The sequence below is a fragment of the Leclercia sp. 29361 genome (genome assembly GCF_011290365.1).
Lineage (GTDB): Bacteria > Pseudomonadota > Gammaproteobacteria > Enterobacterales > Enterobacteriaceae > Enterobacter > Enterobacter tamurae.
Genome location: NZ_CP049786.1, coordinates 4,302,112 through 4,328,592, shown reverse-complemented (window position 1 = coordinate 4,328,592; position 26,481 = coordinate 4,302,112). Strand labels below are relative to the sequence as shown.

Annotated in this window: 27 protein-coding genes and 1 pseudogene; 11 read left to right on the top strand and 17 right to left on the bottom strand. The window is 57.7% G+C overall.

What is annotated here, in order from left to right; genetic code table 11:
• Window positions 1-117: 117 nt before the first annotated feature.
• The 6 genes from rpsO (at window position 118) to mtr (ending at window position 7,250) form a co-directional block, all read left to right on the top strand.
• Window positions 118-387, top strand: coding sequence for a 30S ribosomal protein S15 (gene rpsO, locus G7090_RS20650; protein ID WP_106994808.1), 270 nt, complete (start codon window positions 118-120; stop codon window positions 385-387).
• A 241-nt stretch (window positions 388-628) separates the two neighbouring features.
• A complete protein-coding gene (gene pnp, locus G7090_RS20645; protein WP_166184213.1) occupies window positions 629-2,761 on the top strand; it encodes a polyribonucleotide nucleotidyltransferase in 2,133 nt (710 codons plus the stop codon).
• A gap of 110 nt (window positions 2,762-2,871) precedes the next feature.
• Window positions 2,872-3,756, top strand: a complete 885-nt coding sequence (nlpI, locus tag G7090_RS20640; protein WP_059307114.1) for a lipoprotein NlpI — start codon at window positions 2,872-2,874, stop codon at window positions 3,754-3,756.
• Between the two features lie 108 nt (window positions 3,757-3,864).
• A complete protein-coding gene (yrbN, locus tag G7090_RS20635) occupies window positions 3,865-3,945 on the top strand; it encodes a protein YrbN (RefSeq protein ID WP_098946273.1) in 81 nt (26 codons plus the stop codon).
• A complete protein-coding gene (locus G7090_RS20630; RefSeq protein ID WP_166184211.1) occupies window positions 3,938-5,863 on the top strand; it encodes a DEAD/DEAH family ATP-dependent RNA helicase in 1,926 nt (641 codons plus the stop codon). Before yrbN ends, G7090_RS20630 begins: the two co-directional genes overlap by 8 nt.
• A 142-nt stretch (window positions 5,864-6,005) precedes the next feature.
• Window positions 6,006-7,250, top strand: coding sequence for a tryptophan permease (mtr, locus tag G7090_RS20625; protein ID WP_166184209.1), 1,245 nt, complete (start codon window positions 6,006-6,008; stop codon window positions 7,248-7,250).
• Window positions 7,251-7,343: 93 nt separating this feature from the next.
• On the opposite strand, the gene G7090_RS20620 is transcribed toward mtr, so the two are convergent.
• From G7090_RS20620 to G7090_RS20610, 3 genes are all read right to left on the bottom strand, one after another.
• Window positions 7,344-8,351, bottom strand: a complete 1,008-nt coding sequence (locus tag G7090_RS20620; RefSeq protein ID WP_106994804.1) for a luciferase-like monooxygenase — start codon at window positions 8,349-8,351, stop codon at window positions 7,344-7,346.
• Window positions 8,352-8,429: 78 nt separating this feature from the next.
• A complete protein-coding gene (locus G7090_RS20615) occupies window positions 8,430-9,308 on the bottom strand; it encodes a U32 family peptidase (protein ID WP_166184207.1) in 879 nt (292 codons plus the stop codon).
• Between the two features lie 8 nt (window positions 9,309-9,316).
• Window positions 9,317-10,312, bottom strand: coding sequence for a peptidase U32 family protein (locus tag G7090_RS20610; protein ID WP_106994802.1), 996 nt, complete (start codon window positions 10,310-10,312; stop codon window positions 9,317-9,319).
• Window positions 10,313-10,533: 221 nt separating this feature from the next.
• Between G7090_RS20610 and G7090_RS20605 the strand changes: the two genes are divergently transcribed.
• Window positions 10,534-11,058 carry an SCP2 domain-containing protein gene (locus tag G7090_RS20605; protein WP_106994801.1) on the top strand — a complete coding sequence of 175 codons (525 nt, stop codon included), beginning with the start codon at window positions 10,534-10,536 and terminating at the stop codon, window positions 11,056-11,058.
• Window positions 11,052-11,555 carry a GNAT family N-acetyltransferase gene (locus tag G7090_RS20600; RefSeq protein ID WP_106994800.1) on the top strand — a complete coding sequence of 168 codons (504 nt, stop codon included), beginning with the start codon at window positions 11,052-11,054 and terminating at the stop codon, window positions 11,553-11,555. Before G7090_RS20605 ends, G7090_RS20600 begins: the two co-directional genes overlap by 7 nt.
• Here the strand turns inward: G7090_RS20600 and G7090_RS20595 are convergent.
• Window positions 11,542-11,882, bottom strand: a pseudogene (locus G7090_RS20595) (GIY-YIG nuclease family protein). The gene G7090_RS20600 and the pseudogene G7090_RS20595 sit on opposite strands and share 14 nt — an antisense overlap.
• 14 nt (window positions 11,883-11,896) lie before the next feature.
• Between G7090_RS20595 and G7090_RS20590 the strand changes: the two are divergent.
• Window positions 11,897-12,325, top strand: coding sequence for a YhbP family protein (locus tag G7090_RS20590; RefSeq protein WP_166184203.1), 429 nt, complete (start codon window positions 11,897-11,899; stop codon window positions 12,323-12,325).
• Here the strand turns inward: G7090_RS20590 and G7090_RS20585 are convergent.
• Window positions 12,311-12,829 (bottom strand): type 1 glutamine amidotransferase domain-containing protein, encoded by a 519-nt coding sequence (locus G7090_RS20585; RefSeq protein WP_166184201.1) that lies wholly within the window; start codon window positions 12,827-12,829, stop codon window positions 12,311-12,313. The two genes, G7090_RS20590 and G7090_RS20585, sit on opposite strands and share 15 nt — an antisense overlap.
• 126 nt (window positions 12,830-12,955) lie before the next feature.
• On the opposite strand from G7090_RS20585, the gene G7090_RS20580 reads away from it, so the two are divergent.
• The gene (locus G7090_RS20580) at window positions 12,956-13,600 is read left to right on the top strand and encodes an NAD(P)H-binding protein (RefSeq protein WP_166184199.1); all 645 of its coding nucleotides are present in this window, start codon (window positions 12,956-12,958) and stop codon (window positions 13,598-13,600) included.
• 33 nt (window positions 13,601-13,633) lie between these two features.
• Here G7090_RS20580 and dolP read toward each other — a convergent pair whose 3' ends face one another.
• Genes dolP through G7090_RS20560 form a run of 4 tightly spaced genes read right to left on the bottom strand, consistent with a single transcriptional unit; the run spans window position 13,634 to window position 17,274 of the window.
• A complete protein-coding gene (dolP, locus tag G7090_RS20575) occupies window positions 13,634-14,209 on the bottom strand; it encodes a division/outer membrane stress-associated lipid-binding lipoprotein (RefSeq protein WP_106994795.1) in 576 nt (191 codons plus the stop codon).
• Window positions 14,210-14,218: 9 nt separating this feature from the next.
• Window positions 14,219-14,809 (bottom strand): DnaA initiator-associating protein DiaA, encoded by a 591-nt coding sequence (gene diaA / locus G7090_RS20570; protein WP_032614385.1) that lies wholly within the window; start codon window positions 14,807-14,809, stop codon window positions 14,219-14,221.
• A 21-nt stretch (window positions 14,810-14,830) separates the two neighbouring features.
• Window positions 14,831-15,226, bottom strand: coding sequence for a YraN family protein (locus tag G7090_RS20565; protein ID WP_166184197.1), 396 nt, complete (start codon window positions 15,224-15,226; stop codon window positions 14,831-14,833).
• On the bottom strand, window positions 15,184-17,274 hold the full coding sequence (locus G7090_RS20560) for a penicillin-binding protein activator (protein WP_166184194.1): 2,091 nt from the start codon (window positions 17,272-17,274) through the stop codon (window positions 15,184-15,186). Before G7090_RS20560 ends, G7090_RS20565 begins: the two co-directional genes overlap by 43 nt.
• 62 nt (window positions 17,275-17,336) lie before the next feature.
• Between G7090_RS20560 and rsmI the strand changes: the two genes are divergently transcribed.
• A complete protein-coding gene (rsmI, locus tag G7090_RS20555; protein ID WP_106994792.1) occupies window positions 17,337-18,200 on the top strand; it encodes a 16S rRNA (cytidine(1402)-2'-O)-methyltransferase in 864 nt (287 codons plus the stop codon).
• 113 nt (window positions 18,201-18,313) lie between these two features.
• Here rsmI and G7090_RS20550 read toward each other — a convergent pair whose 3' ends face one another.
• The 8 genes from G7090_RS20550 to garD form a co-directional block, all read right to left on the bottom strand.
• A complete protein-coding gene (locus G7090_RS20550; protein WP_166184191.1) occupies window positions 18,314-19,087 on the bottom strand; it encodes a DeoR/GlpR family DNA-binding transcription regulator in 774 nt (257 codons plus the stop codon).
• A 110-nt stretch (window positions 19,088-19,197) separates the two neighbouring features.
• Window positions 19,198-20,241, bottom strand: coding sequence for a galactitol-1-phosphate 5-dehydrogenase (gatD, locus tag G7090_RS20545; RefSeq protein ID WP_166184189.1), 1,044 nt, complete (start codon window positions 20,239-20,241; stop codon window positions 19,198-19,200).
• A gap of 42 nt (window positions 20,242-20,283) precedes the next feature.
• Entirely contained in the window at window positions 20,284-21,657 is a 1,374-nt protein-coding gene (locus G7090_RS20540) for a galactitol-specific PTS transporter subunit IIC (protein WP_166184187.1), read from the bottom strand.
• Between the two features lie 4 nt (window positions 21,658-21,661).
• Complete coding sequence (gene gatB, locus G7090_RS20535; protein WP_106994788.1) at window positions 21,662-21,946, bottom strand: PTS galactitol transporter subunit IIB; 285 nt, start codon at window positions 21,944-21,946, stop codon at window positions 21,662-21,664.
• A gap of 27 nt (window positions 21,947-21,973) precedes the next feature.
• Complete coding sequence (gene gatA, locus G7090_RS20530; RefSeq protein ID WP_166184185.1) at window positions 21,974-22,441, bottom strand: PTS galactitol transporter subunit IIA; 468 nt, start codon at window positions 22,439-22,441, stop codon at window positions 21,974-21,976.
• 14 nt (window positions 22,442-22,455) lie between these two features.
• The gene (gene gatZ / locus G7090_RS20525; RefSeq protein WP_166184183.1) at window positions 22,456-23,727 is read right to left on the bottom strand and encodes a tagatose-bisphosphate aldolase subunit GatZ; all 1,272 of its coding nucleotides are present in this window, start codon (window positions 23,725-23,727) and stop codon (window positions 22,456-22,458) included.
• A gap of 22 nt (window positions 23,728-23,749) precedes the next feature.
• A complete protein-coding gene (locus G7090_RS20520) occupies window positions 23,750-24,604 on the bottom strand; it encodes a tagatose bisphosphate family class II aldolase (RefSeq protein WP_166184181.1) in 855 nt (284 codons plus the stop codon).
• Between the two features lie 177 nt (window positions 24,605-24,781).
• A complete protein-coding gene (gene garD, locus G7090_RS20515; RefSeq protein ID WP_166184179.1) occupies window positions 24,782-26,353 on the bottom strand; it encodes a galactarate dehydratase in 1,572 nt (523 codons plus the stop codon).
• Between the last annotated feature and the right edge of the window lie 128 nt (window positions 26,354-26,481).

Genomic DNA, 26,481 nt, shown 5'->3' with positions numbered 1-26,481 from the left:
GGTAGAATATTGCCGCTTAACGTCTGTTGAATTGTTTAACAATTGGCAAGCGTTATACATGGGATAGCTGAATTAGAGATCGGCATCCTTTCATTCTTTATACTTTGGAGTTTTAAAATGTCTCTAAGCGTTGAAGCTAAAGCTAAAATCGTTTCTGAGTTTGGTCGTGATGCTAACGACAGCGGTTCTACCGAAGTTCAGGTTGCACTGCTGACTGCACAGATTAACCACCTGCAGGGTCACTTTGCAGAGCACAAAAAAGATCACCACAGCCGTCGTGGTCTGCTGCGTATGGTTTCTCAGCGTCGTAAACTGCTCGACTACCTGAAACGTAAAGATGTTGCACGCTACACCTCGCTGATCGAGCGTCTGGGTCTGCGTCGCTAAGTCTTGCGAGTTTCAGAAAAGGGGGCCTTATGGCCCCTTTTTTCAACCAGACCGCAGCAATTCACTGGAAACTAATGTATTGTTGCTATAAATGATCTTCATTGCAGAGGTTCGCGCGGCTAATGAGAGGCTTCACCCATGGGGGTGTCGGTTGTCATTAGTCGCGAGGATGCGAAGAAGGTCCGGTTAAACGTCAGCACGCCTCTGGTGTGCTGTCATTCATTTAAGAAAGGACAGAATCTTGCTGAATCCGATCGTTCGTAAATTCCAGTATGGTCAACACACCGTCACGCTGGAAACCGGCATGATGGCGCGTCAGGCTACTGCTGCTGTTATGGTAAGCATGGATGACACCGCGGTATTCGTAACCGTGGTTGGCCAGAAAAAAGCAAAACCAGGTCAGGACTTCTTCCCGCTGACCGTTAACTACCAGGAGCGTACCTACGCTGCCGGTAAAATCCCGGGTGGTTTCTTCCGTCGTGAAGGCCGTCCAAGCGAAGGCGAAACCCTGATCGCGCGTCTGATTGACCGCCCGGTTCGCCCGCTGTTCCCGGAAGGCTTCGTAAACGAAGTTCAGGTTATCGCGACCGTTGTTTCCGTTAACCCACAGGTTAACCCGGACATCGTGGCGATGATCGGCGCATCTGCAGCCCTGTCCCTGTCTGGTATTCCATTCAATGGTCCAATCGGTTCTGCACGCGTGGGTTACATCAACGACCAGTACGTTCTGAACCCAACTCAGGACGAGCTGAAAGAGAGCAAGCTGGACCTGGTTGTTGCCGGTACCGAAGCGGCAGTACTGATGGTTGAATCCGAAGCAGAACTGCTTAGCGAAGACCAGATGCTGGGCGCGGTGGTCTTTGGCCACGTGCAGCAGCAGATCGTTATCCAGAACATCAACGACCTGGTGAAAGAAGCCGGTAAACCACGTTGGGACTGGCAGCCAGAAGCAGTGAACGAAGCGCTGAACGCGCGCGTTGCTGCGCAGGCTGAAGCCCGTCTGAGCGATGCTTACCGCATCACCGACAAGCAGGAGCGTTATGCTCAGGTTGACGTCATCAAATCTGAAACCATCGCTACGCTGGTTGCAGAAGATGAGTCCCTGGATGCGAACGAGCTGAGCGAAATTCTGCATGCGATCGAGAAAAACGTTGTTCGTAGCCGCGTTCTGGCTGGCGAGCCGCGTATCGATGGCCGTGAAAAAGACATGATCCGTGGTCTGGATGTGCGTACTGGCGTGCTGCCACGTACTCACGGTTCCGCACTGTTCACCCGTGGTGAAACTCAGGCGCTGGTAACTGCGACCCTGGGTACTGCCCGTGACGCACAGAACATCGACGAACTGATGGGCGAGCGCACTGACAGCTTCCTGTTCCACTACAACTTCCCTCCGTACTCCGTCGGTGAGACCGGTATGGTAGGCTCGCCTAAGCGTCGTGAAATTGGTCACGGTCGTCTGGCGAAGCGCGGCGTGCTGGCAGTGATGCCAGATGCTGACAAATTCCCGTACACCGTTCGCGTGGTTTCTGAAATCACCGAATCTAACGGTTCTTCTTCTATGGCTTCCGTGTGTGGTGCTTCTCTGGCACTGATGGACGCGGGTGTTCCGGTGAAAGCGGCCGTTGCGGGTATCGCAATGGGTCTGGTGAAAGAAGGCGACAACTACGTTGTTCTGTCTGACATCCTGGGCGACGAAGATCACCTGGGTGATATGGACTTCAAAGTTGCGGGTTCCCGCGAAGGTATCTCTGCTCTGCAGATGGATATCAAAATTGAAGGCATCACCAAAGAGATCATGCATGCTGCGCTGAACCAGGCGAAAGGTGCACGTCTGCACATCCTGAGCGTGATGGAACAGGCGATTAACGCGCCACGTGGCGACATTTCTCAGTTCGCACCGCGTATCCACACCATCAAGATCAGCCCGGACAAGATCAAAGACGTTATCGGTAAAGGCGGTTCTGTTATCCGTGCTCTGACCGAAGAGACCGGCACCACCATCGAAATCGAAGATGACGGTACTGTGAAGATCGCAGCGACCGACGGCGAGAAAGCGAAATTCGCTATTCGTCGTATCGAAGAGATCACTGCAGAGATCGAAGTGGGCCGTATCTACAGCGGTAAAGTGACCCGTATCGTTGACTTTGGCGCATTCGTTGCCATCGGTGGCGGTAAAGAAGGTCTGGTTCACATCTCTCAGATCGCTGACAAGCGCGTTGAGAAAGTGACCGATTACCTGCAGATGGGTCAGGAAGTTCCGGTTAAAGTTCTGGAAGTTGACCGTCAGGGCCGTATCCGTCTGAGCATTAAAGAAGCGACTGAGCAGTCATCTGCCGCTGCACCGGAAGCTCCGGCAGCAGAACAGGGCGAGTAAGGTTGCTGTTTGCCCTCCGCGCAAGCGGGGGGCTTGTTATCAGGCAGGACGCCTTGTTGAGCCGCCGGGGGACAGGACGTTCATCCAATAGTTGTCTTCGGGAGTGGGAAATGAAGCCTTTTCTGCGCTGGTGTTTCGTTGCGACAGCTTTGACGCTGGCAGGATGCAGCAACTCTGCCTGGCGTAAAAGTGAAGTCCTCGCAGTGCCACTGCAACCGACTTTGCAGCAGGAAGTGATTCTGGCACGCATGGAACAAATTCTTGCCAGTCGGGCTTTAACCGATGACGAACGCGCACAGCTTTTATATGAGCGCGGAGTGTTGTATGATAGTCTCGGTCTGAGGGCACTAGCGCGAAATGATTTTTCACAAGCGTTGGCGATCCGACCGGATATGCCTGAAGTATTCAATTACTTAGGCATTTATTTAACGCAGGCAGGCAATTTTGATGCTGCCTATGAAGCGTTTGATTCTGTACTTGAGCTTGATCCAACTTACAACTACGCGCACTTGAATCGCGGGATCGCCCTGTATTACGGTGGTCGTGACAAGTTAGCGCAAGATGATCTGCTAGCGTTTTATCAAGACGATCCTAACGACCCTTTCCGTAGCCTGTGGCTTTACATTGTTGAGCAGAAGCTCGATGCAAAGCAGGCCAAAGACGCGTTAAACCAACGCTTCGAAAAATCGGACAAGGAACAGTGGGGATGGAATATTGTCGAGTTCTACCTGGGCAACATCAGCGAAGCAACGCTGATGGAAAAGCTCAAGGCAGACGCAACGGATAACACCTCGCTCGCTGAGCATCTCAGTGAAACCAACTTCTATTTAGGTAAGTACTACCTAAGTCTGGGGGATATGGACAGCGCCACGGCACTGTTCAAATTAGCGGTTGCTAACAACGTACACAACTATGTTGAGCACCGTTATGCATTGTTGGAATTATCGCTCTTGGGCCAGGAGCACGACGACCTGGCAGAATCGGACCAGCAATAGCTGACGTCAACACATCAGCCCATAATCATTTTTTGATTGTCATCATCTTAACGGGTGAGGGCGTTGTTGTTCGTCAATACACCTACTTTGAGCCGGTTCACACTTTCAATGAAAATTACCGAAAATTTTCACGATGAGTTATGTAGACTGGCCGCCATTAATATCGAGGCACTTGTACTACATGGCTGAATTCGAAACCACTTTTGCAGATCTGGGCCTGAAGGCTCCTATCCTTGAATCCCTTAACGATCTGGGTTACGAAAAACCATCTCCGATCCAGGCAGAATGCATCCCGCATTTACTCGCCGGTCGTGACGTGCTGGGCATGGCCCAGACTGGTAGCGGAAAAACCGCAGCGTTCTCGCTGCCGCTGCTGAACAACATCGATCCGGACCTGCGTGCACCGCAGATCCTCGTACTCGCTCCGACCCGTGAACTGGCTGTTCAGGTTGCGGAAGCGATGACTGAATTCTCTAAACATATGCGCGGCGTAAACGTGGTTGCCCTGTACGGCGGCCAGCGTTATGACGTGCAGTTACGCGCCCTGCGTCAGGGTCCACAGATCGTCGTCGGTACCCCGGGTCGTCTGCTGGATCACCTGAAACGCGGTACGCTGGATCTCTCTAAACTGAGCGGTCTGGTACTGGATGAAGCTGACGAAATGCTCCGCATGGGCTTCATCGAAGACGTAGAAACTATCATGGCGCAGATCCCGGAAGGTCATCAGACCGCTCTGTTCTCTGCAACTATGCCGGAAGCGATCCGTCGCATTACCCGTCGCTTCATGAAGGATCCGCAGGAAGTGCGTATCCAGTCCAGCGTCACCACTCGCCCGGACATCAGCCAGAGCTACTGGTCTGTATACGGTATGCGTAAAAACGAAGCGCTGGTGCGTTTCCTGGAAGCAGAAGATTTTGATGCGGCGATCATCTTCGTTCGTACCAAAAATGCAACCCTGGAAGTGGCTGAAGCCCTGGAGCGTAGCGGCTACAACAGCGCCGCGCTGAACGGCGACATGAACCAGGCCCTGCGTGAGCAGACTCTGGAGCGTCTGAAAGACGGTCGTCTGGATATCCTGATTGCAACCGACGTGGCAGCACGTGGTCTGGACGTTGAGCGTATCAGCCTGGTTGTGAACTACGACATCCCGATGGACTCCGAGTCTTACGTTCACCGTATCGGCCGTACCGGTCGTGCAGGTCGTGCGGGCCGTGCGCTGCTGTTCGTTGAGAACCGCGAGCGTCGTCTGCTGCGTAACATCGAACGCACCATGAAGCTGACCATTCCAGAAGCTGACCTGCCTAACGCAGATCTGCTGGGCAAACGCCGTCTGGAAAAATTCGCCGCGAAAGTACAGCAGCAGCTGGAAAGCAGCGATCTGGATCAGTACCGTGCGCTGCTGGCGCAGATCCAGCCAACCGCTGAAGGCGAAGAGCTGGATATGGAAACGCTGGCTGCCGCTCTGCTGAAGATGGCACAGGGTGAACGTTCCCTGATCGTGCCACCAGATGCGCCGATGCGTCCTAAGCGTGAATTCCGTGACCGTGACGATCGTTTCGAACGTCGTGGCGACCGTAATGACCGCAACGATCGTGGCCCACGTGGCGACCGTCCAGAGCGTGGTGGTGAAGACCGTCCACGTCGCGAACGTCGTGACGCTGGCGAGATGGAACTGTACCGCATTGAAGTAGGCCGTGATGACGGTGTTGAAGTTCGTCATATCGTTGGCGCGATCGCTAACGAAGGCGACATCAGCAGCCGTTACATCGGTAACATCAAGCTGTTCGGTACCCACTCCACCATCGAGCTGCCAAAAGGTATGCCGGGCGACGTGCTGCAGCACTTCACTCGTACCCGCATTCTGAACAAGCCGATGAACATGCAGCTGATGGGTGATGCCCAGCCGCGTCCGGACCGTGGTCCGCGTCGTGAAGGCGATCGTCCTGCTGGCCGTGGCTTCGGTGGCGGTGAGCGTCGTGAAGGCGGTCGTGGTCCTCGTCGTGAAGGCGCTGCACCAGGTGCAGGTCGTTTCAGCGGTGAGCGTCGTGAAAACCGCGGCCCACGTCGTGAAGATGGCGGTGCACCTACCCGTCGTCGTGACGCGTAAGCCTTACGCTTCAGTCGTAAAGTAATATATACAGCCCCGATAGCGATATCGGGGCTTTTTTTATTCCCTTTGTACTATTGTACTGGTACAGTGCAGCACATTAAGATGCAGGTCCCAAATTTTTGACTGGAGAATAGGCTGTATGGCGACACTAACCACCACCCAAACGTCACCCTCGCTGCTCGGCGGTGTGGTGATCATCGGCGGTACCATCATTGGCGCAGGGATGTTCTCTCTGCCGGTGGTGATGTCCGGGGCGTGGTTCTTCTGGTCGCTGGCGGCACTGGTCTTCACCTGGTTCTGTATGCTGCACTCCGGCCTGATGATCCTTGAAGCTAACCTGAACTACCGCATTGGGTCGAGCTTCGACACCATCACCCGCGACCTGCTCGGCAAACGCTGGAACATCGTCAACGGTATCTCCATTGCCTTTGTGCTCTATATCCTGACTTACGCCTATATCTCGGCGAGTGGTTCGATTCTGCACCACACCTTCGCTGAGATGTCGCTGGATGTTCCGGCGCGGCTGGCGGGTCTCTGCTTTGCTCTGGCTGTGGCATTTATCGTCTGGATGAGCACCAAAGCGGTAAGTCGGATGACGGCCATTGTGCTGGGCGCGAAGGTCATCACCTTTTTCCTGACCTTCGGCAGCCTGCTGGGGCATGTCACCCCGGCCACGTTGTTTAATGTGGCGGAGAGCAATACCTCCTATTCGCCGTATCTGCTGATGACCCTGCCGTTCTGTCTGGCGTCGTTTGGCTATCACGGCAACGTCCCGAGCCTGATGAAGTACTACGGTAAAGATCCGCGCACCATCACTCGCTGTCTGGTCTACGGCACGCTGCTGGCGCTGGGGTTATATGTCATCTGGCTGCTGGGGACGATGGGTAATATCCCGCGTCCGGAATTCATCGGCATCGCGCAGAAGGGCGGTAACATTGATGTGCTGGTGCAGGCGTTGAGCGGAGTGTTGAACAGCCGCAGTCTGGATCTGCTGCTGGTGATCTTCTCTAACTTTGCCGTGGCAAGTTCGTTCCTCGGCGTGACCCTGGGCCTGTTTGACTATCTGGCCGATCTTTGTGGCTTTGATGATTCGGCGATGGGCCGTCTGAAAACCGCGCTGCTGACCTTCCTGCCGCCGGTGATCGGTGGCCTGCTGTGGCCGAACGGTTTCCTGTATGCCATTGGCTATGCGGGGCTGGCGGCAACTATCTGGGCGGCGATTGTGCCAGCGCTGCTTGCGCGCAAATCACGTAAACGCTTCGGCAGCCCAAAATTCCGCGTCTGGGGCGGCAAACCGATGATTGCGCTGATTCTGGTGTTCGGGATTGGTAACGCGCTGGTGCACCTGCTGTCGAGCTTTAATCTGCTGCCGGTGTATCAGTAAATCGTGCGGCCTGGTCCCCTCACCCCGACCCTCTCCCGAAGGGAGAGGGCGAAAACCGTAGGCCGGGCAAGCGCAGCGCCGCCCGGCAAAAAACTACCCTAGAAGTTCCTCTTTCACCTGCATCGCCAGATCGAACGAATGCAGCCGCGCCTGATGATCGAAAATCTGCCCGTTCACCATGATCTCGTCGGCCTGGGTTTCGCGCAGCACCGCTTCCAGCCCGTGGCGCACTTTCGCTTTATCACCCACCAGCGACATGCTTAACGCCTGCTGCACACCATACTGTTCTGACGCCGACCACAGCTGATGCATATTTTCTACCGGCGGCGGGAGTTGGCCTGTTTCGCCGCGGCGCAGCTTCATAAACGCCTGCTGCATGGAGGTAAACAGGAATTCTGCATCGCGGTTGCTGTCGGCGGCAATGATGTTGATACAGACCATCGCGTACGGTTTTTCCAGTCGCGCCGAGGGTTTAAAGTTCGTGCGATAGAGATGCAGCGCCTGGTGCAGCATATCCGGCGCAAAGTGTGAGGCGAACGCAAACGGCAGGCCCAGCTGGGCAGCCAGTTGGGCGCTGTACAGGCTCGAACCCAGTAGCCAGACCGGGATCTGCTCGCCGTAGCCCGGCACCGGGCGGACATGCGGGTTCGGGTCCTGCGCGTCGAACCAGTCCACCAGCTCCGCCACGTCGCGCGGGAAGTTATCGATATCGCCACTCATATGACGGCGCAGCGCGCGCATGGTTGGCTGATCGCTGCCCGGCGCACGGCCCAGCCCCAGATCGATGCGGCCAGGGTAGAGGGTGTTCAACGTGCCAAACTGTTCGGCAATCACCAGCGGGGCGTGGTTCGGCAGCATCACGCCGCCCGAGCCTAAATGCAGGGTAGTGGTATTGGCCGCCAGATAGCCGAGCAGCACCGAGGTGGCCGCACTGGCGATCCCGACCATATTGTGGTGCTCCGCCAGCCAGTAGCGACGATAACCGCGCTGTTCAGCCAGGCGGGCGAGATCCAGAGAGTGGGTAAAGGCTTCTCTTGCTGAGGAGCCTTCAGGGATCGGCGCCAGGTCCAGCACCGAAAACGGAATGGATTTATCAGTCATAACAGCTCACTTTGTCGACGGTGAATCTTCAATATTGCATTAAAGTTTACTCATCATTGTTAACAAAGTGAGCCTTTTTCAGGCCTGAAGCTCCAGCCCGGCCAGACGTCGCCAGTAGCCGTTGCACTCGCTGTTAGCGGTTAACGGCAGCGGGGCCGCGCCATTCTCGTTGGCGCGGAAAGCGTCAATCATGGCGAAGGTGTCCGGGCCTAATGGCGACAGACGCACCATATCCACCAGGCCGTGCATCGAGGCCAGCTCGTTGCCGAGGTTGTACACGTAGCCGCTCATGGTCTGAATACCGTTCAGGACAAACACCTGCTGATTCTCCTGCGACAGCACGCTGCGCCCGTTCGGGTACTTGATGCAGCAGGTTTCGCATTCGTCTTTCGGCAGGTTCTCTGAGCGCGCGGTAAAGCAGCGGGCGGAATAGGCCAGAGGCAGATGGCCATAGCTCAGTACCTCCACCTCGAACTGATTGCGGATCCCCAGCTCGTCGCACTGGGCCAGCACGTTGACCAGCCAGTCACGGGAAAGCTCCACCGGCATACACCAGCGGGTCATACCCTGTTTAAGCAGCAGACGCAGGGTGACGGCGTTATAGCAGTTCAGCGCATGCCCGGCGACAAACGGCAGCGTGCGCTCGGCGCACAGGTTCACCACGCCGAGATCGCTCGCTTCCAGCAGAAAGTCGCCGTTATCCACGTAGCGTTTCAGTTCGTTCAGTTCCGATGAGGCCTGTACCAGCGCCAGGGTGGAGAGCACCACCTGCTTGCCGCTGTCGGCCAGACTTTTCGCCATCTCCAGCCAGTCACCGACTTTGGTGGCGCGACGCTTGCTGCACACCGCCTCACCGAGATAAATCACATCGGCCTGGCTGGTTGCCGCCTGCTGGTAAAAATCTTCCAGCGTCTCTTTTGACCAGTAGTAGAGCACCGGTCCTAATGAATATTTCATGCGTTATCTCACTGCCATTTACGGTGATACGCGCCCAGCGTGGTCTGGGTACCTTCGGACATGGCGCCGAGGGTCTCCATCCATGCGGGCTGCGGGGCATACTGCTTTGGATCCGCCATGCAGCGATCGATCGCCTGACGCCACACTTTTGCCACCTGGCTGACGTACGCCGGGCTGCGCTGACGGCCTTCGATTTTCACCGATGCAATATTGGCCGCCAGCAGCTCCGGCAGCAGCTCCAGGGTATTGAGGCTGGTGGGCTCTTCCAGGGCATGATAGCGTTCGCCATCCACCAGATAGCGGCCTTTGCACAGCGTTGGATAACCGGCGTTTTCATCGTCCTGATAGCGGTCGATCAGCACCTCGTTCAGACGCGACTCCAGCCCCTGCGGAGTCTGCTGCCAGCGCACAAAGCGGGCCGGCGAGCAGGCGCCCACGGTGTTAGGGGATTCACCGGTCAGGTAGGAGGAGAGATAGCAGCGCCCTTCAGCCATAATGCACAGGCTGCCAAAGGCAAAAACTTCCAGCGGCACTGGCGTGACGCGTGCCAGTTGCTTAACCTGATGAATAGACAGCACTCGCGGCAGCACCACGCGCGCCACGTCGAAGTGACGATGGTAAAAACGAATGGCCTCTTCGTTGGTGGCCGATGCCTGAACCGAGACATGGCGCTCAATATGAGGGTAGCGTTCGGCGGCATACTCCAGCATGGCGAGGTCGGCAAGGATCAGCGCGTCGGCCCCCAGTTGCGCCGCCATATCCACTGCGCGCTGCCAGCGGTTATAGCCGTCGGGGTGGGCAAAGGTATTAATGGCGATATGCAGCTTGCGGCGATGCTGGTGCACGAAGCTCACCGCTTCCTGCAGCTTTTTCTCGGTAAAATTGAGACCAGCGAAGTGACGGGCATTGGTATCGTCCTTCAGCCCGATATAAACCGCATCGGCGCCGTTTTCGATGGCCGCCTTAAGCGCCGGTAGATTTCCAGCAGGGCAGAGCAGCTCCATAATTTATCCTGACGTTCGCAGCCCCAGAGGGATGCAAAATTGTTATCGAACAGCGATTTTAATTAACCATCAGGCGACAAATTTTGATTTAAGGCAGCTAATGGCGTATTGATGGCACCAATAATGGATTACGCCGGACGTCAGTTTGTTGATTTACGCCGCTATACCAACGACTGGATATGGCAAAATATCAGGACTATAGATATCAGGGAGTATTGCTCGTGCTGGATAAACTGCGTTCACGTCTCGTACAATTTGGTCCATCGCTGCTGAGCGTGCCGGTGAAGCTGGCACCCTTTGCGCTAAAGCGCCAGGTGCTGCAACAGGTACTCAGCTGGCAGTTCCGTCAGGCGCTGGCGGAGGGCGAGCTGGAGTTTCTGCAAGGGCGCTGGTTAAGTATCGAAGTGCGGGATATCGGCCTGCGCTGGTACACCTCCGTTGAGAATGAACAGCTGGTGGTCCGCGAATCCGCAGAAGCGGATGTCAGCTTCAGCGCTGATGCCAGCGATCTGCTGATGATCGCGGCGCGTAAGCAGGATCCTGATACGCTCTTTTTCCAGCGCCGTCTGGTGATTGAAGGCGATACCGAGTTAGGTCTGTATGTCAAAAACCTGATGGATGCCATTGAACTGGAACAGATGCCAAAGCCGCTGCGCGTGGCGCTGCTGCAACTGGCCGATTTTGTCGAGGCGGGTTTGAAAACGCCGCCGGAAAGTAAACACACTTCTGTAGGTGAGCCATGTTGATTCGAGTAGAGATTGGTATCGATGCCCCGGGTATCGATGCCTTATTACGCCGGACCTTTGAAGGGGACGGTGAAGCGCAACTGGTTCAGGACCTTCGTGAGGATGGCCTGATTACGCTGGGCCTGGTGGCTACCGACGATGAGGGGCAGGTGGTCGGCTATGTCGCCTTTAGTCCGGTCACCGTGCAGGGCGAAGAGCTGCAGTGGGTCGGCATGGCGCCGCTGGCGGTAGATGAAAACTACCGTGGACAAGGCCTGGCGCGTCAGCTGGTCTACGAGGGGCTGGATTCGCTCAATGAGTTTGGCTATGCCGCGGTGGTCACGCTGGGCGATCCGGCGTTCTACAGCCGTTTAGGCTTCGAGAAAGCGGCCCATTACGACCTGCGTTGCCGCTGGCCGGGCACCGAGTCGGCATTCCAGCTGCACCCGCTGGCGGATGATGCGCTTAACGGCGTCAGCGGCCTGGTGGAATACCACGACCACTTCAATCGCTTTTAATCAGCGGCGTTTGCAGGCTCTCGCGTAGCGCCTCAAACGACCCGTCGCCACTGACGAGGCGCTCTTTCTGGCGCTTCGTCAGCTGTTTGATCCGATACTCCAGCCGCAGCGCCAGCGAACGATCCCCTACGACGGCGGAAAACGCCAGCGTCAGTTCCCCTTTGCCGCGTAATGCCTTCGCCCCTTTTCCCGTCTGATGTTGCAGGAAGCGGCGCGGCACATCGGTAGTAATGCCCGTATAGAGCGCATTATCAGCGGTTCGAACAAGATAGAGAAACCAGCTCACGGCAACAGATTCAGTATGTTAAGGTGAACGCACCTTAGCACGAGAGAGAAGCGAAATGGAAACTCTGGCCGCCATCAACCGCTGGCTGGCGAAGCAGCACGTTGTCACCTGGTGCGTTCACCATGATGATGAGCTGTGGTGCGCAAATGCCTTTTACTATTACGATCCGCAGCGCGTGGCGTTTTACGTTCTGAGCGAAGATAAAACCCGTCATGCGCAGATGAGCGGCAGGCTGGCGAAAGTGGCGGGCACCGTCAACGGGCAGCCGAAAACGGTGGCATTGATCCGCGGGGTGCAGTTCAAAGGGGAAATTCGACGTCTGGAGGGGGAGGAAAGCGACGCGATGCGTAAGCACTATCTTCGTCGCTTTCCGGTTGCCGCCGCCATGCCAGCTCCCGTGTGGGAGATCCGCGTGGATGAACTCAAGTTCACTGACAACACGTTAGGCTTTGGCAAAAAACATCACTGGCTACGCGCCGAGTAAGCGCAGCGCCTCACGGTTAAAGGCGATCAGATCCTCTGGCGTCCGGCTGGTAACCAGCTGATCCTTATCGACGACCACCTCTTGATCATAAAAATCCGCTCCGGCGTTTTTCAGATCGATGGCGATCGATTTCACGCCTGTCAGTTTGCGACCACGCACCACTTCGGCGCTGATCAGCAGCTGCGGGCCGTGGCAGATGGCAAACACCGGTTTACCGGCGGCGACAAAATCACGGGTAAAGGTTACGAAGCGCGAGTCGCTGCGCAGTGAGTCCGGGGAGTGGCCGCCGGGCAGCAGCAGGGCATCAAAGTCCGCAGGCCGCACCTCGTCGATAGCCTTATCAATGGAAACGCTGGCTTCACCTTTATGGCCTTTCACCGTTTTTCCCGTCTGTTTTTCGATTGTAATCACCTCATGTCCCGCTTTGCGAAACGCCTCGGCAGGCGAGGTGAATTCTGAATCTTCAAACTCGTCGGTGATCAAGACTGCAATTTTCTTGCTCATGCTTCCTCCGTTGTTTTGGCTTCAGACAGCTTTTTCTTCGCTTGTGGTAAATACTTAGCAATGAGACTACTAAGTGTGGTTGAGGAGCATGAAATCGCATACGGACTAATCTGCAAAGGAGGAATAATGAGTCAGGTTTTAATTACCGGCGCGACCGGCCTTGTAGGTGGGCATCTGCTGCGTATGCTGATTCAGGAGCGGAAGGTCAACTATATTGCCGCCCCAACACGTCGCCCGCTGGGCGATATCGAGGGCGTGTTTAACCCGCACGATCCGCAGCTGACCGACGCGCTGGCGCAGGTTCAGGATCCGGTGGACACCGTCTTTTGCTGTCTGGGTACCACGCGGCGTGAGGCGGGCAGCAAAGAGGCCTTTATCCATGCCGACTACACCCTGGTGGTGGATACGGCCCTGACCGGCAAACGGCTCGGGGCGAAGCATCTGCTGGTGGTCAGTTCGATGGGGGCCAACGCGCACTCGCCGTTCTTCTACAACAAGGTGAAAGGCAAAATGGAAGAGGCGCTGATTGCCCAGAAGTGGGAGCGGTTGACCATCGTGCGGCCGTCAATGCTGCTGGGCGATCGGGAAAAACACCGCTTCAGCGAATCATTGTTTGCACCGTTATTTAGCCTGTTGCCTGGCAATCTCAAGTCGATAGACGCGCGCGATGTGGCGCAGGTGATGCTGCAGGAGGCGCTGAGCGCGTCCACGACGGGCGTCAATATCATTCCGTCAGCGAAGATCAGGGAGAGGGCGCAGGGGGAGGGCTAATGGCCCTCTGCCGATGGCAGAGGGCAGGGAAGGTTACTTGATGTAGGTAAAAGCGGTGGTGACGTGCTTCACGCCGCTCACCCGGCTGGCGATATCCGCCGCCGCTTTGCCTTCACGGTCAGTCACCAGGCCGAGCAGGAACACTTCGCCGTTCTCGGTGGTCACCTTCACGTTAGAAGATTTAACCTGATCGCTACCTAACAGCTGGGAGCGCACTTTGGTGGTGATCCAGGTGTCGTTGGAGGCATCGCCCAGGCCAATCGGCTGACCCTGGCGCACTTCGTTAAACACTTCGGTGGTGCCTTCTACACCCATAGCGATCTGCTTAGCACGGGCGGCGAGTTCGGTATTGGGTGCCTGGCCTGCCAGCAGAACTTTGCCCTGGTATGCCGTCACGTTGATGCGCGCTTCTTTCTTAATCTGTTGGTCTTTGGACAGGGCGCTGTTCACGCGCAGCTCCAGAGTGCTGTCATCCACCTGTGTGCCCACGGAACGCGGGTCAGTTGCGGCTTTGGTGCTCACTGCCGCGGTACCCACTACCGCTGCAGCGACACATCCCTGAAGCAGCAGCGCAGAAATAAGGACTGCGAGGGGCGAAAGTGCCTTCATGTAAACTCCTTAATCATCCTGGTGAGGGAAAAGCGTGTTATCAATCAGATCGCATAAACAGTTCACCGTCAGCATGTGCATCTCCTGAATGCGCGCGCTGCGGTGGGAAGGAATACGGATCTCAACATCATGAGGACCTAACAGCCCCGCCAGCTCGCCGCCATCGTAGCCGGTCAGCGCGACGATGGTCATGTCGCGTGTGACGGCGGCTTCAACGGCTTTGACGATGTCGCGGCTGTTGCCGCGCGTAGAGATAGCCAGCAGCACATCACCGGCATGCCCTAACGCACGTACCTGTTTGGCATAGATCTCATCATGAAGACGATCGTTAGCAATCGCCGTTAAGACCACGTTATCGGTATTAAGTGCAATGGCAGGTAAGCTGGGACGCTCTGTCTCAAAACGATTAATCATACTGGCAGCAAAATGCTGTGCGTTGGCGGCCGATGTGCCGTTGCCACAACAGAGGATTTTGTTGCCGTTGAGCAGGGACTGTACCAGCGTCATCGCCGCGCGGGAGATGGCGTCCGGCAGCGCTTCTGCCGCTGCGATCTGAGTCTGAATGCTTTCGGTGAAGCACACCTTAATTCTTTCGAGCACGGTATCCCTTAACGATCTGATTTACGCGTCTGCGCCGAAGGCGTTTTTGAACCATTCGATGGCGTTTCCGGTGAAGGCTACCACATCGAACCGGCAATCCACAGTATCAAAGCTGCCATTATGCCGGACAAGCCACAACTGGGCGGTGAGTAATAATTTTTGTTGCTTGGCCCGGGTCACGCTGGCGGCGGCCCCGCCATAGCGGGATGACTGGCGGTAGCGCACCTCGACGAACACGATGGTCGGGCCGTCCTGCATGATAAGGTCAATTTCACCGCCGCGTGCGCGAACGTTGGCGGCGATAAAGCGCAGTCCGTTGCGCTCAAGCCAGCGACGCGCCTGAAGCTCGCGCGCGTCGCCGGTCTGTTTGCGGGTTAGCTGGCCGGAACGATCTGTCCTTGCTGGTATTTGAGCCATGATAACTTCCTGTTAATCACGCAGTCCTGAGTGGCGGTGAGATCGCCGGTATTGCCGCTAATTTCAAAGCCTGGCACCTGGCGCATCTGGGTGAAATGGTTTGCCAGCGTCCAGGCGTCCACACCCATGGCATACAGACGCGCCAGGGAGTAGTCGTTGCGTACGCTGCTCAGCGCCTGTTGCATCAGCGCCGGGTTGCTGCCTGCCAGCATCGGGATCTCGCTGTACTGCAGGCCATCCATCTCGAGACGGAAGTCCGGGCCAGCGGTGCCCTGCGCGCTACGCGAGCTGGCATACAGCGACACGCCAGCCTGGCTGCCGTTACGCATGGCGATCATCGGCTTGATAAAGGCGATCTCTTCCGGGGTGGCGACGATGTAAGCCGCATCGACACTGCCGCCGCCGCTAATCTGCGCGTCCGTAGGCGGGGCCGGGATAGTCAGACCGCCAATGGTCACGCCCTGCTGCTGCGGCAGGCTGGAGGTGACCGGGCTGCCGGTCAGAGCAATGCCTGAGCCGCCGTTAACGCCCGCGCGCAGTTCGGAGCTTGAACCAAATTTCTGCTGCAGAACAATGCCGCCGCCGAGCTGTTGCCACTCCTCGGCAAAGGCGGTGGCGACGCGGTCACCCAGTTGGCTGCGCGGGATCAGCAGCAGGGGAGCCTGCTTACCTTGTTCGTGGATATGACGCGCGGCATCACGGGCTTCGTCTTCTGGCGACAGAGCGAAATAGCAGACGTTCGGGCGATTCTGCACCTGCTCCGGCTGGTTAAGGGCCAGCACGTTCAGCGGGGTGTTGCTCTTCATCAGCTCTTCGACGTTGTTTTTCAGCAGCGGGCCGACCACGATGCTGGCACCATCCTGCTGGACCTGATTCAGTACCTGGTCGAGCGGCTGGGTGCTGGTGTCATACACCTTCACCTCGGCGGCCGGGTTGGCGATAGCCGTGGCCTGAGGGGCTTGTGCGGTGGCAGGTGCCTGCATGGGGTCCTGCACGCTGTTATCCGGCGCGGTGGCGGGTTGGGTAGTCTCAGGGGCCTGGACCGGGTCCTGCATCGTCCCTTCCTGCACGGCGACAGGTTGGGCCGTGGTCAGGTCATTGGTTTCGGCACTGGACGGGCTCACCACATCACCAGCATTGGCCGCCTGGGCGACCTGGGCAGGAACGGCGTTACCCGCGACGGCTGCGGTGCCATTTCTCGCCGCGTCAAAACCCTGCTGGATCGTGCGACCAAACACCGCGGCCTGGCCACCCAGCGGCAGCAGCAGGGCGATTTTGCTGGTGGAGGCAGGCTTGAAGTTCTGCACATTAACCAGCTGCGTTGGCAGCATGGTTGCCCCCGGGTTGTTCGGGTAGCGGGTTTGCCAGTCTTTAATCCCGGCTTTCAGCATATCCGGATCGTTGCGGTTATCGAACCAGACGCGCTGCAGATCCAGCCAGCCCTGCAGGACATTTTCGTCGGCGTTAATCACCAGTGCATTGGCTTGATCCGGGTTCATGGCGGAGAGCGTCTGCCAGGTGGCATCGATATTTTTCTGTTTTTCAGCGGCAGGGAGCAACGGCTCCTGGGCAATCAGCGCCCGCAGCAGCGTCAGGGAAGGGCGACCCTGCTCAGCGGCAATAGCGGCCTGCCAGAAACGGGCCTGCTGGTTTTTATCCAGCACGCTGATGTCGATATTCCCGAGGATCTTCTTCGCCCCGGCAACGTCGTTCTGTGCAATTTTTAGTTCAGCGGCCAGCAGGAACTGCTCATAGCGCTGGCGGTCATTTAAGGTTTGCGGCAGTTGCTTAAACAGTTCGGCGGCACGCTGGGTTTTACCCTCTTTCAGCAGTGCACGAATGGCGAGTAATTGCCAGTTGATCCGGGTATCATCGGAGCTCTGCTCCATCTGGTGCAGATAGAAGCCGGAGTCAGCCTGGGCTGTACCCTCCATATGGGCCGCACTTTGATCGGGCGCCTGTGTGCCACAGCCAGCAAAGATCAGGGCTGCCAGCACCAGCGGAAGGCTGCGCGTGACTTTATTATGAAGAAACGTTAAGGGTACCATACTGTATCCAGTGATATTTTTTACGCAATGCTCAATATTAAATCGGCAATACGGATGAAACAATGAAACAACACGAAACGGCAGATAATTCTCAGGGTCAGCTTTATATTGTACCTACTCCTATCGGGAATTTATCTGATATTACCCAACGTGCGCTCACCGTGTTGCAAAGCGTTGATCTTATTGCGGCTGAAGATACCCGTCACACCGGCCTGCTGCTGCAGCATTTTGCGATTAATGCCCGCCTGTTTGCCCTGCACGATCATAACGAGCAGCAAAAAGCGGCCATGCTGGTGGCCAAACTGAAAGAGGGGCAGAACATTGCCCTGGTGTCCGATGCCGGTACGCCGCTGATCAACGACCCGGGCTATCACCTGGTCCGTACCTGCCGCGAGGCGGGTATTCGCGTGGTACCGCTGCCGGGGCCGTGCGCCGCTATTGCCGCCCTGAGCGCGGCGGGCCTGCCGTCAGATCGTTTCTGCTATGAGGGTTTCCTGCCCGCCAAATCCAAAGGCCGTCGCGACGTGCTGAAGGCGCTGGAAGCCGAACCCCGCACCCTGATCTTCTACGAATCTACCCACCGTCTGCTGGAGAGCCTGGAGGACATGGTGACCGTCTGGGGCGAAGCCCGTTACGTGGTGCTGGCGCGCGAGCTGACCAAAACCTGGGAGACCATTCACGGCCTGCCGGTTGGCGAGCTGCTGGCATGGGTGAAAGAGGACGAAAACCGCCGCAAGGGCGAGATGGTGCTGATTGTCGAAGGGCACAAAGCGGAAGAGGACGCGCTGCCTGCGGAAGCGCTGCGTACCCTTGCCCTGCTGCAGGCCGAACTGCCGCTGAAGAAAGCGGCCGCGCTGGCGGCGGAGATCCACGGCGTGAAAAAGAACGCGCTGTATAAGTATGCCCTGGAGCAGCAAGGGGAGTAAGACCTGGGCTTCTGCCGGGTGGCGCTGCGCTTACCCGGCCTACGGAATTGCACTGACCCGGTTGTTGTAGGCCCGATAAGCGAAGCGCCATCGGGCATTTTCACCGCGCGCAGTTACACCACAATAAGCTCTACTGACGTTTGTTTCAGGCTCTTCAGTTCTTTCTCACCGATCCCTTCGTCCGTAATCACACAGTCAATCTCCGCCATCGGCAGCACCTGGTTGAACCCACGACGGTTGAACTTACTCGCGTCCAGCACGGCAATCACCTTATGCGCTGCCGCCGCCATCACGCTGCTGATGGAGTAGCCTTCGTTGAAGGTGGTGATGCCATTGGTGGTGTCGATCCCGTCGGCCCCGACAAACATTAAATCCGCGCTGATACCCGCCAGCGAGCGCTCGGCGATGGTGCCATGCATGGAGTGAGTCTTATGGCGCACCGTACCGCCGCAGACCACCAGGGTGATGTCTTTGTTGTCCGACAAGGCGAAAGCCGCGGGCAGGCTGTTGGTAATCACCGTGATATTGGCTTTCTTTGCCAGCGCTTCAGCGATCAGCATGGTGGTGCTGCCGCTGTCCAGAATCACCGTCATCCCCTCTTCAATCATCGCCACCGCCGCCAGGGCGATGCGTTTTTTCGGATCGCTGGCGAGGCTGTAGCGATCTTCCAGCAGCACTTCCTGGCTTTCATTTTCGCTCAGATTGCTGCCTGGCCTGGCAGCCCCGCCGTGAAAACGGGTCACCAGCCCTTTCTCTTCCAGTAGCCGCAGATCGGCGCGAATGGTCACTTCGGAGATGCCAAAAGAATTCGAAAGGTCGAGCACTAACACGCTGCCGTTGGCATTCACCAGATCGACGATTTTGTTCCTTCGCTCAAATGAGTTCATTTTGTTTTGCCTGATAATTAACTTACTCCAGTTTAATCGAAGGGATGCGAAAGGTGAACGCTAACGTTCGAAAGTAACTGTGAGCCAGCTCCGGTTGCTGGCTCCTTTGCTTAGTCCAGACGCAGCAGGATTTTGCCCTGCATCGGTGAGCCATTGAGTGCCTGAATGGCACGGGCGAAACTATCGCAGTCGCAGGTATGAGCGATCAGCGGCGCCAGCTGCAATTTTTTCTCTTTGAGAAGCCGGGCGGCAGTCTCCCACTCTTCGCCTGGCCAGGGCGCAGAGTAGTTCATCCAGCTGCCCAGCAGGGTCAGCTCTTTACGCAGGATCTTGCCAAAGGTCGCGGCGGACAAATTCAGGTCGTGATGCAGGGTCCCCACCAGCGCCAGCTGGGCGCGGGGCCCGGCGATGTCGATGGCGAGGGCAACAGTTTGCGGCGTGCCAGCCGTCTCCAGTACCAGCTGATCGAAACGTGTTTCGTGCAGGGCGGCCTGCATCGCCTCTGCGCTCAGCGTTTTGCTGTTGAATACCCGGTTTGCCCCCAGCGAGGTCGCCAGCGCCAGCTTGTCGTCATTAATATCAATGGCGGTGACGCTGGCCGCACCCAGCGCCAGCGCGCACTGCATGGCCAGCAGACCGATAGTGCCCGCCCCCACGATGATCACATTTTTGCCCTCGCAGCCCCGGGCAAGATGGAACGCGTGCAGCCCCACGGTAATCGGCTCGATAAAGGCCCCGTCTTCAATGGACATCGCTGCAGGCAGGCGGAACAGGTTGGCGCGCTTCACCACGATGTACTCCGCATTACCCCCTTCGCTGCGGGAGCCGACGAACTGGTACTGCTTACACAGTGAGAAGTAACCTTTTTCACACTCGGGGCAGGAGAAGCAGGGCAGCAGCGGCACGCAGGCCACCGCATCGCCCGCTTTCAGGTCGTCGATGCCAGAGCCGCAGGCATCAACGTAGCCGCTGAATTCGTGCCCCAGGGTGATGGGGTAGTAGTGGGCTCCGTTGGCGAAAATACGCGGGATATCCGAACCGCATAATCCCGAGCAGACCACGCGCACGCGCACCTCATCCGCAGCCTGAATGTCCGGGACAGGGCGCTCTTCAACACGCACCTGTCCCTCAGCATGAATTACCACTGATTTCATGATTCACTCCAGAAAAAAGAGGGGAGCAGCGCTCCCCGGGTATTAAGAAACCGTCTGGCTCTGTGGAGCCTCAGCGCGTTTTTCTGCTGCGCTAAAGGCCCGGGCACGACGCCAGGTGAGCAGCACGCCGGTGATATAGATGGCACCAATCACCACAAATCCCACCACGTTTTGCCAGGTAAAGAGCTGGATCAGCAGCCAGGTGACGGGCGATCCGCCCTGGTCCATCGACGCCACCATCCCGCCCGCTTTCAGCGCGCCGGCATTCTCGGCCAGCCGGGTGTGCAGGCCGATGGTCTGGGTGGCGATCCACAGGGTGATGCCCATGATAATGACGCCGGAGATCAGGGTGCGGAACAGGTTGCCCTGATGCACCGCCACCGCCATGGCGACAAAGAAGCCGATGGTGGCGAGGTCGCCAAACGGCAGGACCTGGTTACCCGGCACCAGCACTGCAATCAGGATAGTCAGCGGGATAAAGATCAGGCTGGCGGAGACCACCGAGGTGTGGCCCAGCAGCAGCGCCGGATCGAGGCCGATTAAGAACTCCTGCCCGCCAAACTTCGCCTGCAGACGCTTACGCGCATGTTTGGCAATCGGGGTGAGGCCATCCATGATCGGCTTGATGACGCGCGGCATCAGCAGCATCACCGCGGCGGTTTTCACCGCCAGTTGCAGGACATTTTTGGCGTCATAACCGGCCAGCAGACCGATGACCAGCCCCATCACGAAACCGACGGTGACGGGTTCGCCAAATGGACCAAAGCGTTTCTGCACGTCGTCGGCGCTGAAGTGGATGCGGTTAAGGCCCGGGATCTTCTCGATGAGCGTATCGACCAACACCGCAATCGGCCCCAGGTAAGCAGACGAGCCGTGCGGGATGGCAATCCCTTCGAGGCCGAAGAACTCCCGCGTATCTCTGGCAAACCAGTCCCCCAGCTTGTAGACAAAGGCCGCGTGGAGCACCACGCCGAGGATCCCGAGCCAGTAAGAGCCGGTCGCCAGGTGCAGCATCGCGCCGGTAAAGGTCATGTGCCAGATGTTCCAGATATCGACGTTGACCACGCGGGTCATGCGAGTGACCAGCATCAGCACGTTGACGCCAATCGCCACCGGGATCGCCACCAGCGCAATCTGTGAGGCCCAGGTCATGGGCGATGAGCCCGGCCAGCCGACGTCCACCACGTGAAGGTTAATCTGGAACTGTTCCGCCATCGCTTTGGCCGCCGGGCCGATGGAGTCGAGCATCAGGCCGATTACCAGCCCAATTCCGACAAAGCCAATCCCGATATGCAGACCGGATTTAAAGCAGTCGCCCAGCTTCATCCCCAGCAGCTTCGAGAAGATGATGATGACGATGGGCAGCATGACCGTCGGCCCCAGATCGAGGATATACCGCATGATTTCGGTAAACATGATCTTACCCCTTGAGGATGGTCAGGATTTTTTGCTGCAGGGCTTCAATGCCGACGCCCGACACAAATGGCATGCCGTGAACCACCGGGATGTCGCCAAAGGTACGGTCGACTTTCGCGGTGGTGCAGATCAGATCTGCGCCATCCATATAGGTTTCAATTTCAGTCACCCGACACTGGACCAGATCCAGGGTGATGTTGTGGGCATCACACAGCTCTTTGATCTCTTCGGCGGCCATGGTGGAGGTAGCAACGGCGCCGCCACAGGCAACGATAACTTTGCGTTTCATAGGGTACTCCTTCTTATTATCAGTCTGTTATGAGGCACGCTTGCAGGGTTCTGCCATCAAAATGGCTTCCTCAAACAGGGCCTTTAGCTGGTGGTCCGGCGCGGTCAGCAGCGCCTCCAGCAGGGTCGGGTTTTGCAGCTCACTAAATAACCGGCGAAGCAGGGTGAGCTGCGCCGCAGGGTTTTCCACGATCAGGGCGATAATCAGCGACACGGCAATCTCCGTATCGTCATCCGCCTGTTGAAAATGCACCGGTCTGTCCGGGCGAATCAGGTAAAGTGCCGGCTCTTTGGCGTGGACCGCCTCACAGTGCGGGATCGCCACGGCATGTTTTTCCAGGGCGATACCGGTGGGGAACACCGCCTCCCTTTCCAGCAGTGCGGCAGGGTAAGTGGCATGAACCACCCCCTTCGCCAGCATCTCCTCGCCGATATGAGCCAGCGCCTGCTGGCAGGTGGCAAAATCAATGCCGGTACGGACAAACAGTTTGCTCATGGATCCTCCGGGGTTCAGGCGGCGTCAGGGGCGCAGCCGTAGCGATATGCGCGTAGCACGTCCTCTATTTTGTCGATGACCAGCGCCTGCGGTGTTGGGGCGAGGGCCTGGGCGGTAACGCGTTCAAACTGCACCGGCAGGTACTGGCTGATCAGCCCCAGCGGCAGGGCCAGGGTGTCCAGGTTGGCGAGCAGCTTGTCCACGCTCTGACGGATCCGCGGGTGCGGCCAGTAGTAGCGGATGCGGTCCGACAGGCTAAAGTGAATATCCACCATCGCCTGGCTCCAGGTCGGGCGATAGTACTTTTTCCAGTAATCCGGCTCGTTGAGCATCACCTCGTCGATCACCTCCAGCACGCGGCTGCGGTTTTCGGGGGCGATCAGCGCCGCTTCCATCTGCGCCAGGGCGAAAATCGCCTCGCGCAGGGCGAAGGTGAGGGCCGGGCCAACCTTCAGGATTGCAAAGTGATCCCGCACCAGCGCCCGGTACGCCTGTCTGGACTGGTAATCGGTGGAGTGGGCTTCATAGACCATCGGCGTCTGACGGATCCAGCCCGACAGCGCTTCGGCGGCGTGCGGCTGATAGTGGATGATCTGGGTGTGGTCGAACTCCACGCCGGGCTGCACCACGATGGCAATCACCCGGCTCATCGCCGCATCCAGCCCCAGCGCGTGAAACGCCGCCTGATGCGTTTCAAGGGTGCGGGCGGCATCCTCCACCCGGGTGACATGCACGCTGTCGATGCTGCTGGCTTCGCCGCCCGGCACCGGCACTTCGGTGCCAATCACATAGGTCAGCGCCGCCTTCTGCGCGTCGGTGGCGGTCTCTTCTGCCGCCTGGCACAGCCGCGCCGCCCGCTGAGCGACGACCACTGGATCCAGGGGCACGGGATCGTCGGCGCAGGACATCGATGCATCAAGATGGATCTTGCTGAAGCCCGCAGCCACGTAAGCCTGAATCAGAGCGACAGCTTTCTCCATCGCCGTCTCTGCGGGCTCGTTCTGCCAGCAGTTGGGCCCCAGATGATCGCCGCCGAGGATCAGTCGCTCCTGCGGGAAGCCCACCTTTTCGGCGATATTCAGTACAAAATCGCGGAAGTCCTCCGGCTTCATGCCGGTGTAACCACCATATTGATTCACCTGATTGGACGTGGCTTCGATCAGCACGCTATTGTCGCTCGCCAGGTCAAAGCGCAGGGCGGCTTCAATCACCAGCGGGTGCGCTGAACAGACGGAGCAGATGCCGAGATGCTCTCCCGCCTTATGGCGGGCAATAATATTTTTCACCGTTTCCTCCGGGTCGTGTGGGTCAGAGTTTGCCTTCGCAGCCGCAGTCATGAATGACTTTGCGGACCACCTCTTTCATGGCGGCTTTAGCGGGGATCATGTAGTGACGGGGATCGCTGGCCTCGGGGTGATCGGCCAGGTAGCTTTTCAGGGCGTCGGAAAATGCAATCTTCAGCTCGGTAGCGACATTCACCTTGCAGATGCCCAGATCTATTGCCCGGCGAATGTCGGCGGCAGAAAGACCCGAGGCACCGTGTAGCACCAGCGGCACTTCTACCTGATGGCGGATCTCCGCCAGACGTTCAAAATCAAGCTTTGGCGTGGCGGTGTAGAGGCCGTGGGCGGTGCCGATGGCGACGGCAAGGGAGTCGATCCCGGTCAGCGCTACGAACTCACGGGCCTGCTGCGGATGGGTATAAAGGGCGTCCTTGCTGTCGACCACCAGGTCATCTTCCTGGCCGCCGAGTCTGCCCAACTCTGCCTCGACGCTGACGTCATAGCGGTGGCAGTAGTCAGTCACCTTTTTCACCAGCGCCACGTTATCGGCAAACGGCAGGTGCGAGCCGTCGATCATTGCCGAGCGCACCCCCGCCTGCACTTTCTGCGCGATGTCGTCGAAATCTTCGTGATGATCGAGATGGATCGCCAGCGGCTGGTTCCAGGTTTTTGACAGATCGCCCGCGATAGCCACGATGTTGCCGATCCCGGCATAGCTGAAGGTGCCCGGTGTCCCGGCGACAATCAGCGGCGATCTCAGCTCGGCGGCCGTCTCGACAACCACCTGCAGCGTTTCGAGATTATGAATATTGAATGCCGGAACCGCGTAACCTTCCCGCTGGGCCTTGCTGAGCATCGCTTTGGTCGAAATGATGGTCATTCTTCCTCCGAAACCTTTCGTTTGTTTTCTTCGAAAGAAGATATAGTGTTTCGGAATGCTTTTTTGTGATTGAACTCGTAAAAACGAAAGAAGCGAAAGTGAAAGGAAGATTGCGAAAGAACGAAAGGCAAAAAAAAAGCATGGCCGGAGCCATGCTAAAAGAGGTTTACTGCAAACTCAGGTCACAGGCGCCGGGTTAAACACCGCCAGCTGGTTATGTAATCCCCATTGATCGGAGAAGGTTTTCTTCCGGCCGCTGGCCACGTCGAGAATGAAGTGGAACAGCTTCCAGCCCACGTCCTCAATGCTCTCTTCGCCGGTGGCGATGGTGCCCGCGTTGATATCCATCAGGTCAAACCAACGGTTCGCCAGCTCGGTGCGGGTCGCCATTTTAATGACGGGTACCGCCATCAGACCGTACGGGGTGCCGCGCCCGGTAGTGAACACCTGGACGGTGATCCCGGAGGCCACCTGCTGGGTGCCGCAGACGAAATCGCTGGCTGGCGTGGCGGCATAGATCAGGCCGCGTTTGGTTGGACGCTGGCCCGGGGAGAGCACCTCGACGATGGCGCTCTGGCCCGATTTGGCGATAGAGCCGAGGGCTTTTTCCACCACGTTCGCCAGGCCGCCTTTCTTGTTGCCCGGAGACGGGTTGGCGCTGCGGTCGGTTTTGCCCATGTCGAGATAGTTATCGTACCAGGCCATCTCTTCCAGCAGGCGTTTGCCCACCTCTTCGTTGATGGCGCGCGGCGTGAGCAGGTGGATCGCATCGCGGACTTCGGTGACTTCGGAGAACATCACCGTGGCGCCGCAGCGCACCAGCAGATCTGAGGCATAGCCTACCGCCGGATTGGCGGTCACGCCGGAGAAGGCGTCGCTGCCGCCGCACTGCATCCCTACTACCAGCTCAGAGGCCGGACAGGTTTCACGCTTGCGCTGGTTCAGCTTCGCCAGATGGCGTTCGGCGACCTGCAGAATGTCATCCACCATGGAACGGAAACCGACGTGCTGCTCATCCTGCAGACGCACGATGCTGGCGCTGTCCACCGGAATGGCCTGGGTATCTTCGGTGCCCTGCAGCAGTTTTTCTGGCACCAGTTTTTCGCAGCCGAGGCCGACGACCATCACTTCACCGCCGAAGTTCGGGTTCAGCGCAATATTGTGGATGGTACGGATTGGCACAATCGCCGCCGGGGCGTTGATCGCCACGCCGCAGCCGTACAGGTGGTTCAGACCCACCACGCCGTCGACGTTCGGGTATTTTGGCAGCAGGTCGCGTTCAATGATTTTCACCACGTAATCGACCACCCCCGCCACGCAGTGGACGCTGGTGCTGATGCCTAGCAGGTTTTTGGTGCCGACGCTGCCGTCCGGATTGCGGAAACCTTCGAAGGTATAGCCTTCAAGAGCTGGCATTGGCTCCGGTACGCGGGTCGCCAGCGGTAGGGTGTTCAGCGGCGGTGCTTCCGGCAGAGCCACCAGCGATTCATCAATCCAGCTACCCTGCGGGATCGCCCGTACGGCATAGCCGATGACTTCGCCGTAACGCACAATTTCGCCCTGCGCCGGGATATCGACCAGCGCCACTTTATGACCCTGAGGAATATGCTCGATCAGTTCGAGCCCGTCCGGGAAACGCGTTCCGGCTTTTAATCCCTGATCGTTAACAATAATCGCCACGTTATCGGTGTCGTGCACCTTAATATAAAACGCGCCCGGCGACGTTTGTCGAATTTCGATGTCGGCCATTGTCCAGTATTCTCCAGCGAGTGGGGGATAATTAATTGGTCAAAGAGTACGTGTATTTTCTTGTTATCGGAAATAAAGACTCTGCTCAGTGGAATAAAGAATGTCAGGCGCGGACAATTAAAAACGTG

Excerpts from the sequence above, each read along its gene's own strand:
- yrbN (WP_098946273.1), top strand. The coding sequence starts at position 3,865 with ATGAAAATTACCGAAAATTTTCACGATGAGTTATGTAGACTGGCCGCC.
- rsmI (WP_106994792.1), top strand. The coding sequence starts at position 17,337 with ATGAAACAACACGAAACGGCAGATAATTCTCAGGGTCAGCTTTATATT.
- G7090_RS20620 (WP_106994804.1), bottom strand. The coding sequence starts at position 8,351 with ATGACTGATAAATCCATTCCGTTTTCGGTGCTGGACCTGGCGCCGATC.
- G7090_RS20520 (WP_166184181.1), bottom strand. The coding sequence starts at position 24,604 with ATGACCATCATTTCGACCAAAGCGATGCTCAGCAAGGCCCAGCGGGAA.
- garD (WP_166184179.1), bottom strand. The coding sequence starts at position 26,353 with ATGGCCGACATCGAAATTCGACAAACGTCGCCGGGCGCGTTTTATATT.
- mtr (WP_166184209.1), top strand. The coding sequence starts at position 6,006 with ATGGCGACACTAACCACCACCCAAACGTCACCCTCGCTGCTCGGCGGT.
- G7090_RS20565 (WP_166184197.1), bottom strand. The coding sequence starts at position 15,226 with ATGGCTCAAATACCAGCAAGGACAGATCGTTCCGGCCAGCTAACCCGC.
- gatD (WP_166184189.1), bottom strand. The coding sequence starts at position 20,241 with ATGAAATCAGTGGTAATTCATGCTGAGGGACAGGTGCGTGTTGAAGAG.
- G7090_RS20590 (WP_166184203.1), top strand. The coding sequence starts at position 11,897 with ATGGAAACTCTGGCCGCCATCAACCGCTGGCTGGCGAAGCAGCACGTT.
- rpsO (WP_106994808.1), top strand. The coding sequence starts at position 118 with ATGTCTCTAAGCGTTGAAGCTAAAGCTAAAATCGTTTCTGAGTTTGGT.
- G7090_RS20600 (WP_106994800.1), top strand. The coding sequence starts at position 11,052 with ATGTTGATTCGAGTAGAGATTGGTATCGATGCCCCGGGTATCGATGCC.
- G7090_RS20580 (WP_166184199.1), top strand. The coding sequence starts at position 12,956 with ATGAGTCAGGTTTTAATTACCGGCGCGACCGGCCTTGTAGGTGGGCAT.
- G7090_RS20550 (WP_166184191.1), bottom strand. The coding sequence starts at position 19,087 with ATGAACTCATTTGAGCGAAGGAACAAAATCGTCGATCTGGTGAATGCC.
- G7090_RS20630 (WP_166184211.1), top strand. The coding sequence starts at position 3,938 with ATGGCTGAATTCGAAACCACTTTTGCAGATCTGGGCCTGAAGGCTCCT.
- gatB (WP_106994788.1), bottom strand. The coding sequence starts at position 21,946 with ATGAAACGCAAAGTTATCGTTGCCTGTGGCGGCGCCGTTGCTACCTCC.
- G7090_RS20615 (WP_166184207.1), bottom strand. The coding sequence starts at position 9,308 with ATGAAATATTCATTAGGACCGGTGCTCTACTACTGGTCAAAAGAGACG.
- G7090_RS20610 (WP_106994802.1), bottom strand. The coding sequence starts at position 10,312 with ATGGAGCTGCTCTGCCCTGCTGGAAATCTACCGGCGCTTAAGGCGGCC.
- G7090_RS20560 (WP_166184194.1), bottom strand. The coding sequence starts at position 17,274 with ATGGTACCCTTAACGTTTCTTCATAATAAAGTCACGCGCAGCCTTCCG.
- G7090_RS20540 (WP_166184187.1), bottom strand. The coding sequence starts at position 21,657 with ATGTTTACCGAAATCATGCGGTATATCCTCGATCTGGGGCCGACGGTC.
- G7090_RS20585 (WP_166184201.1), bottom strand. The coding sequence starts at position 12,829 with ATGAGCAAGAAAATTGCAGTCTTGATCACCGACGAGTTTGAAGATTCA.
- dolP (WP_106994795.1), bottom strand. The coding sequence starts at position 14,209 with ATGAAGGCACTTTCGCCCCTCGCAGTCCTTATTTCTGCGCTGCTGCTT.
- gatA (WP_166184185.1), bottom strand. The coding sequence starts at position 22,441 with ATGAGCAAACTGTTTGTCCGTACCGGCATTGATTTTGCCACCTGCCAG.
- nlpI (WP_059307114.1), top strand. The coding sequence starts at position 2,872 with ATGAAGCCTTTTCTGCGCTGGTGTTTCGTTGCGACAGCTTTGACGCTG.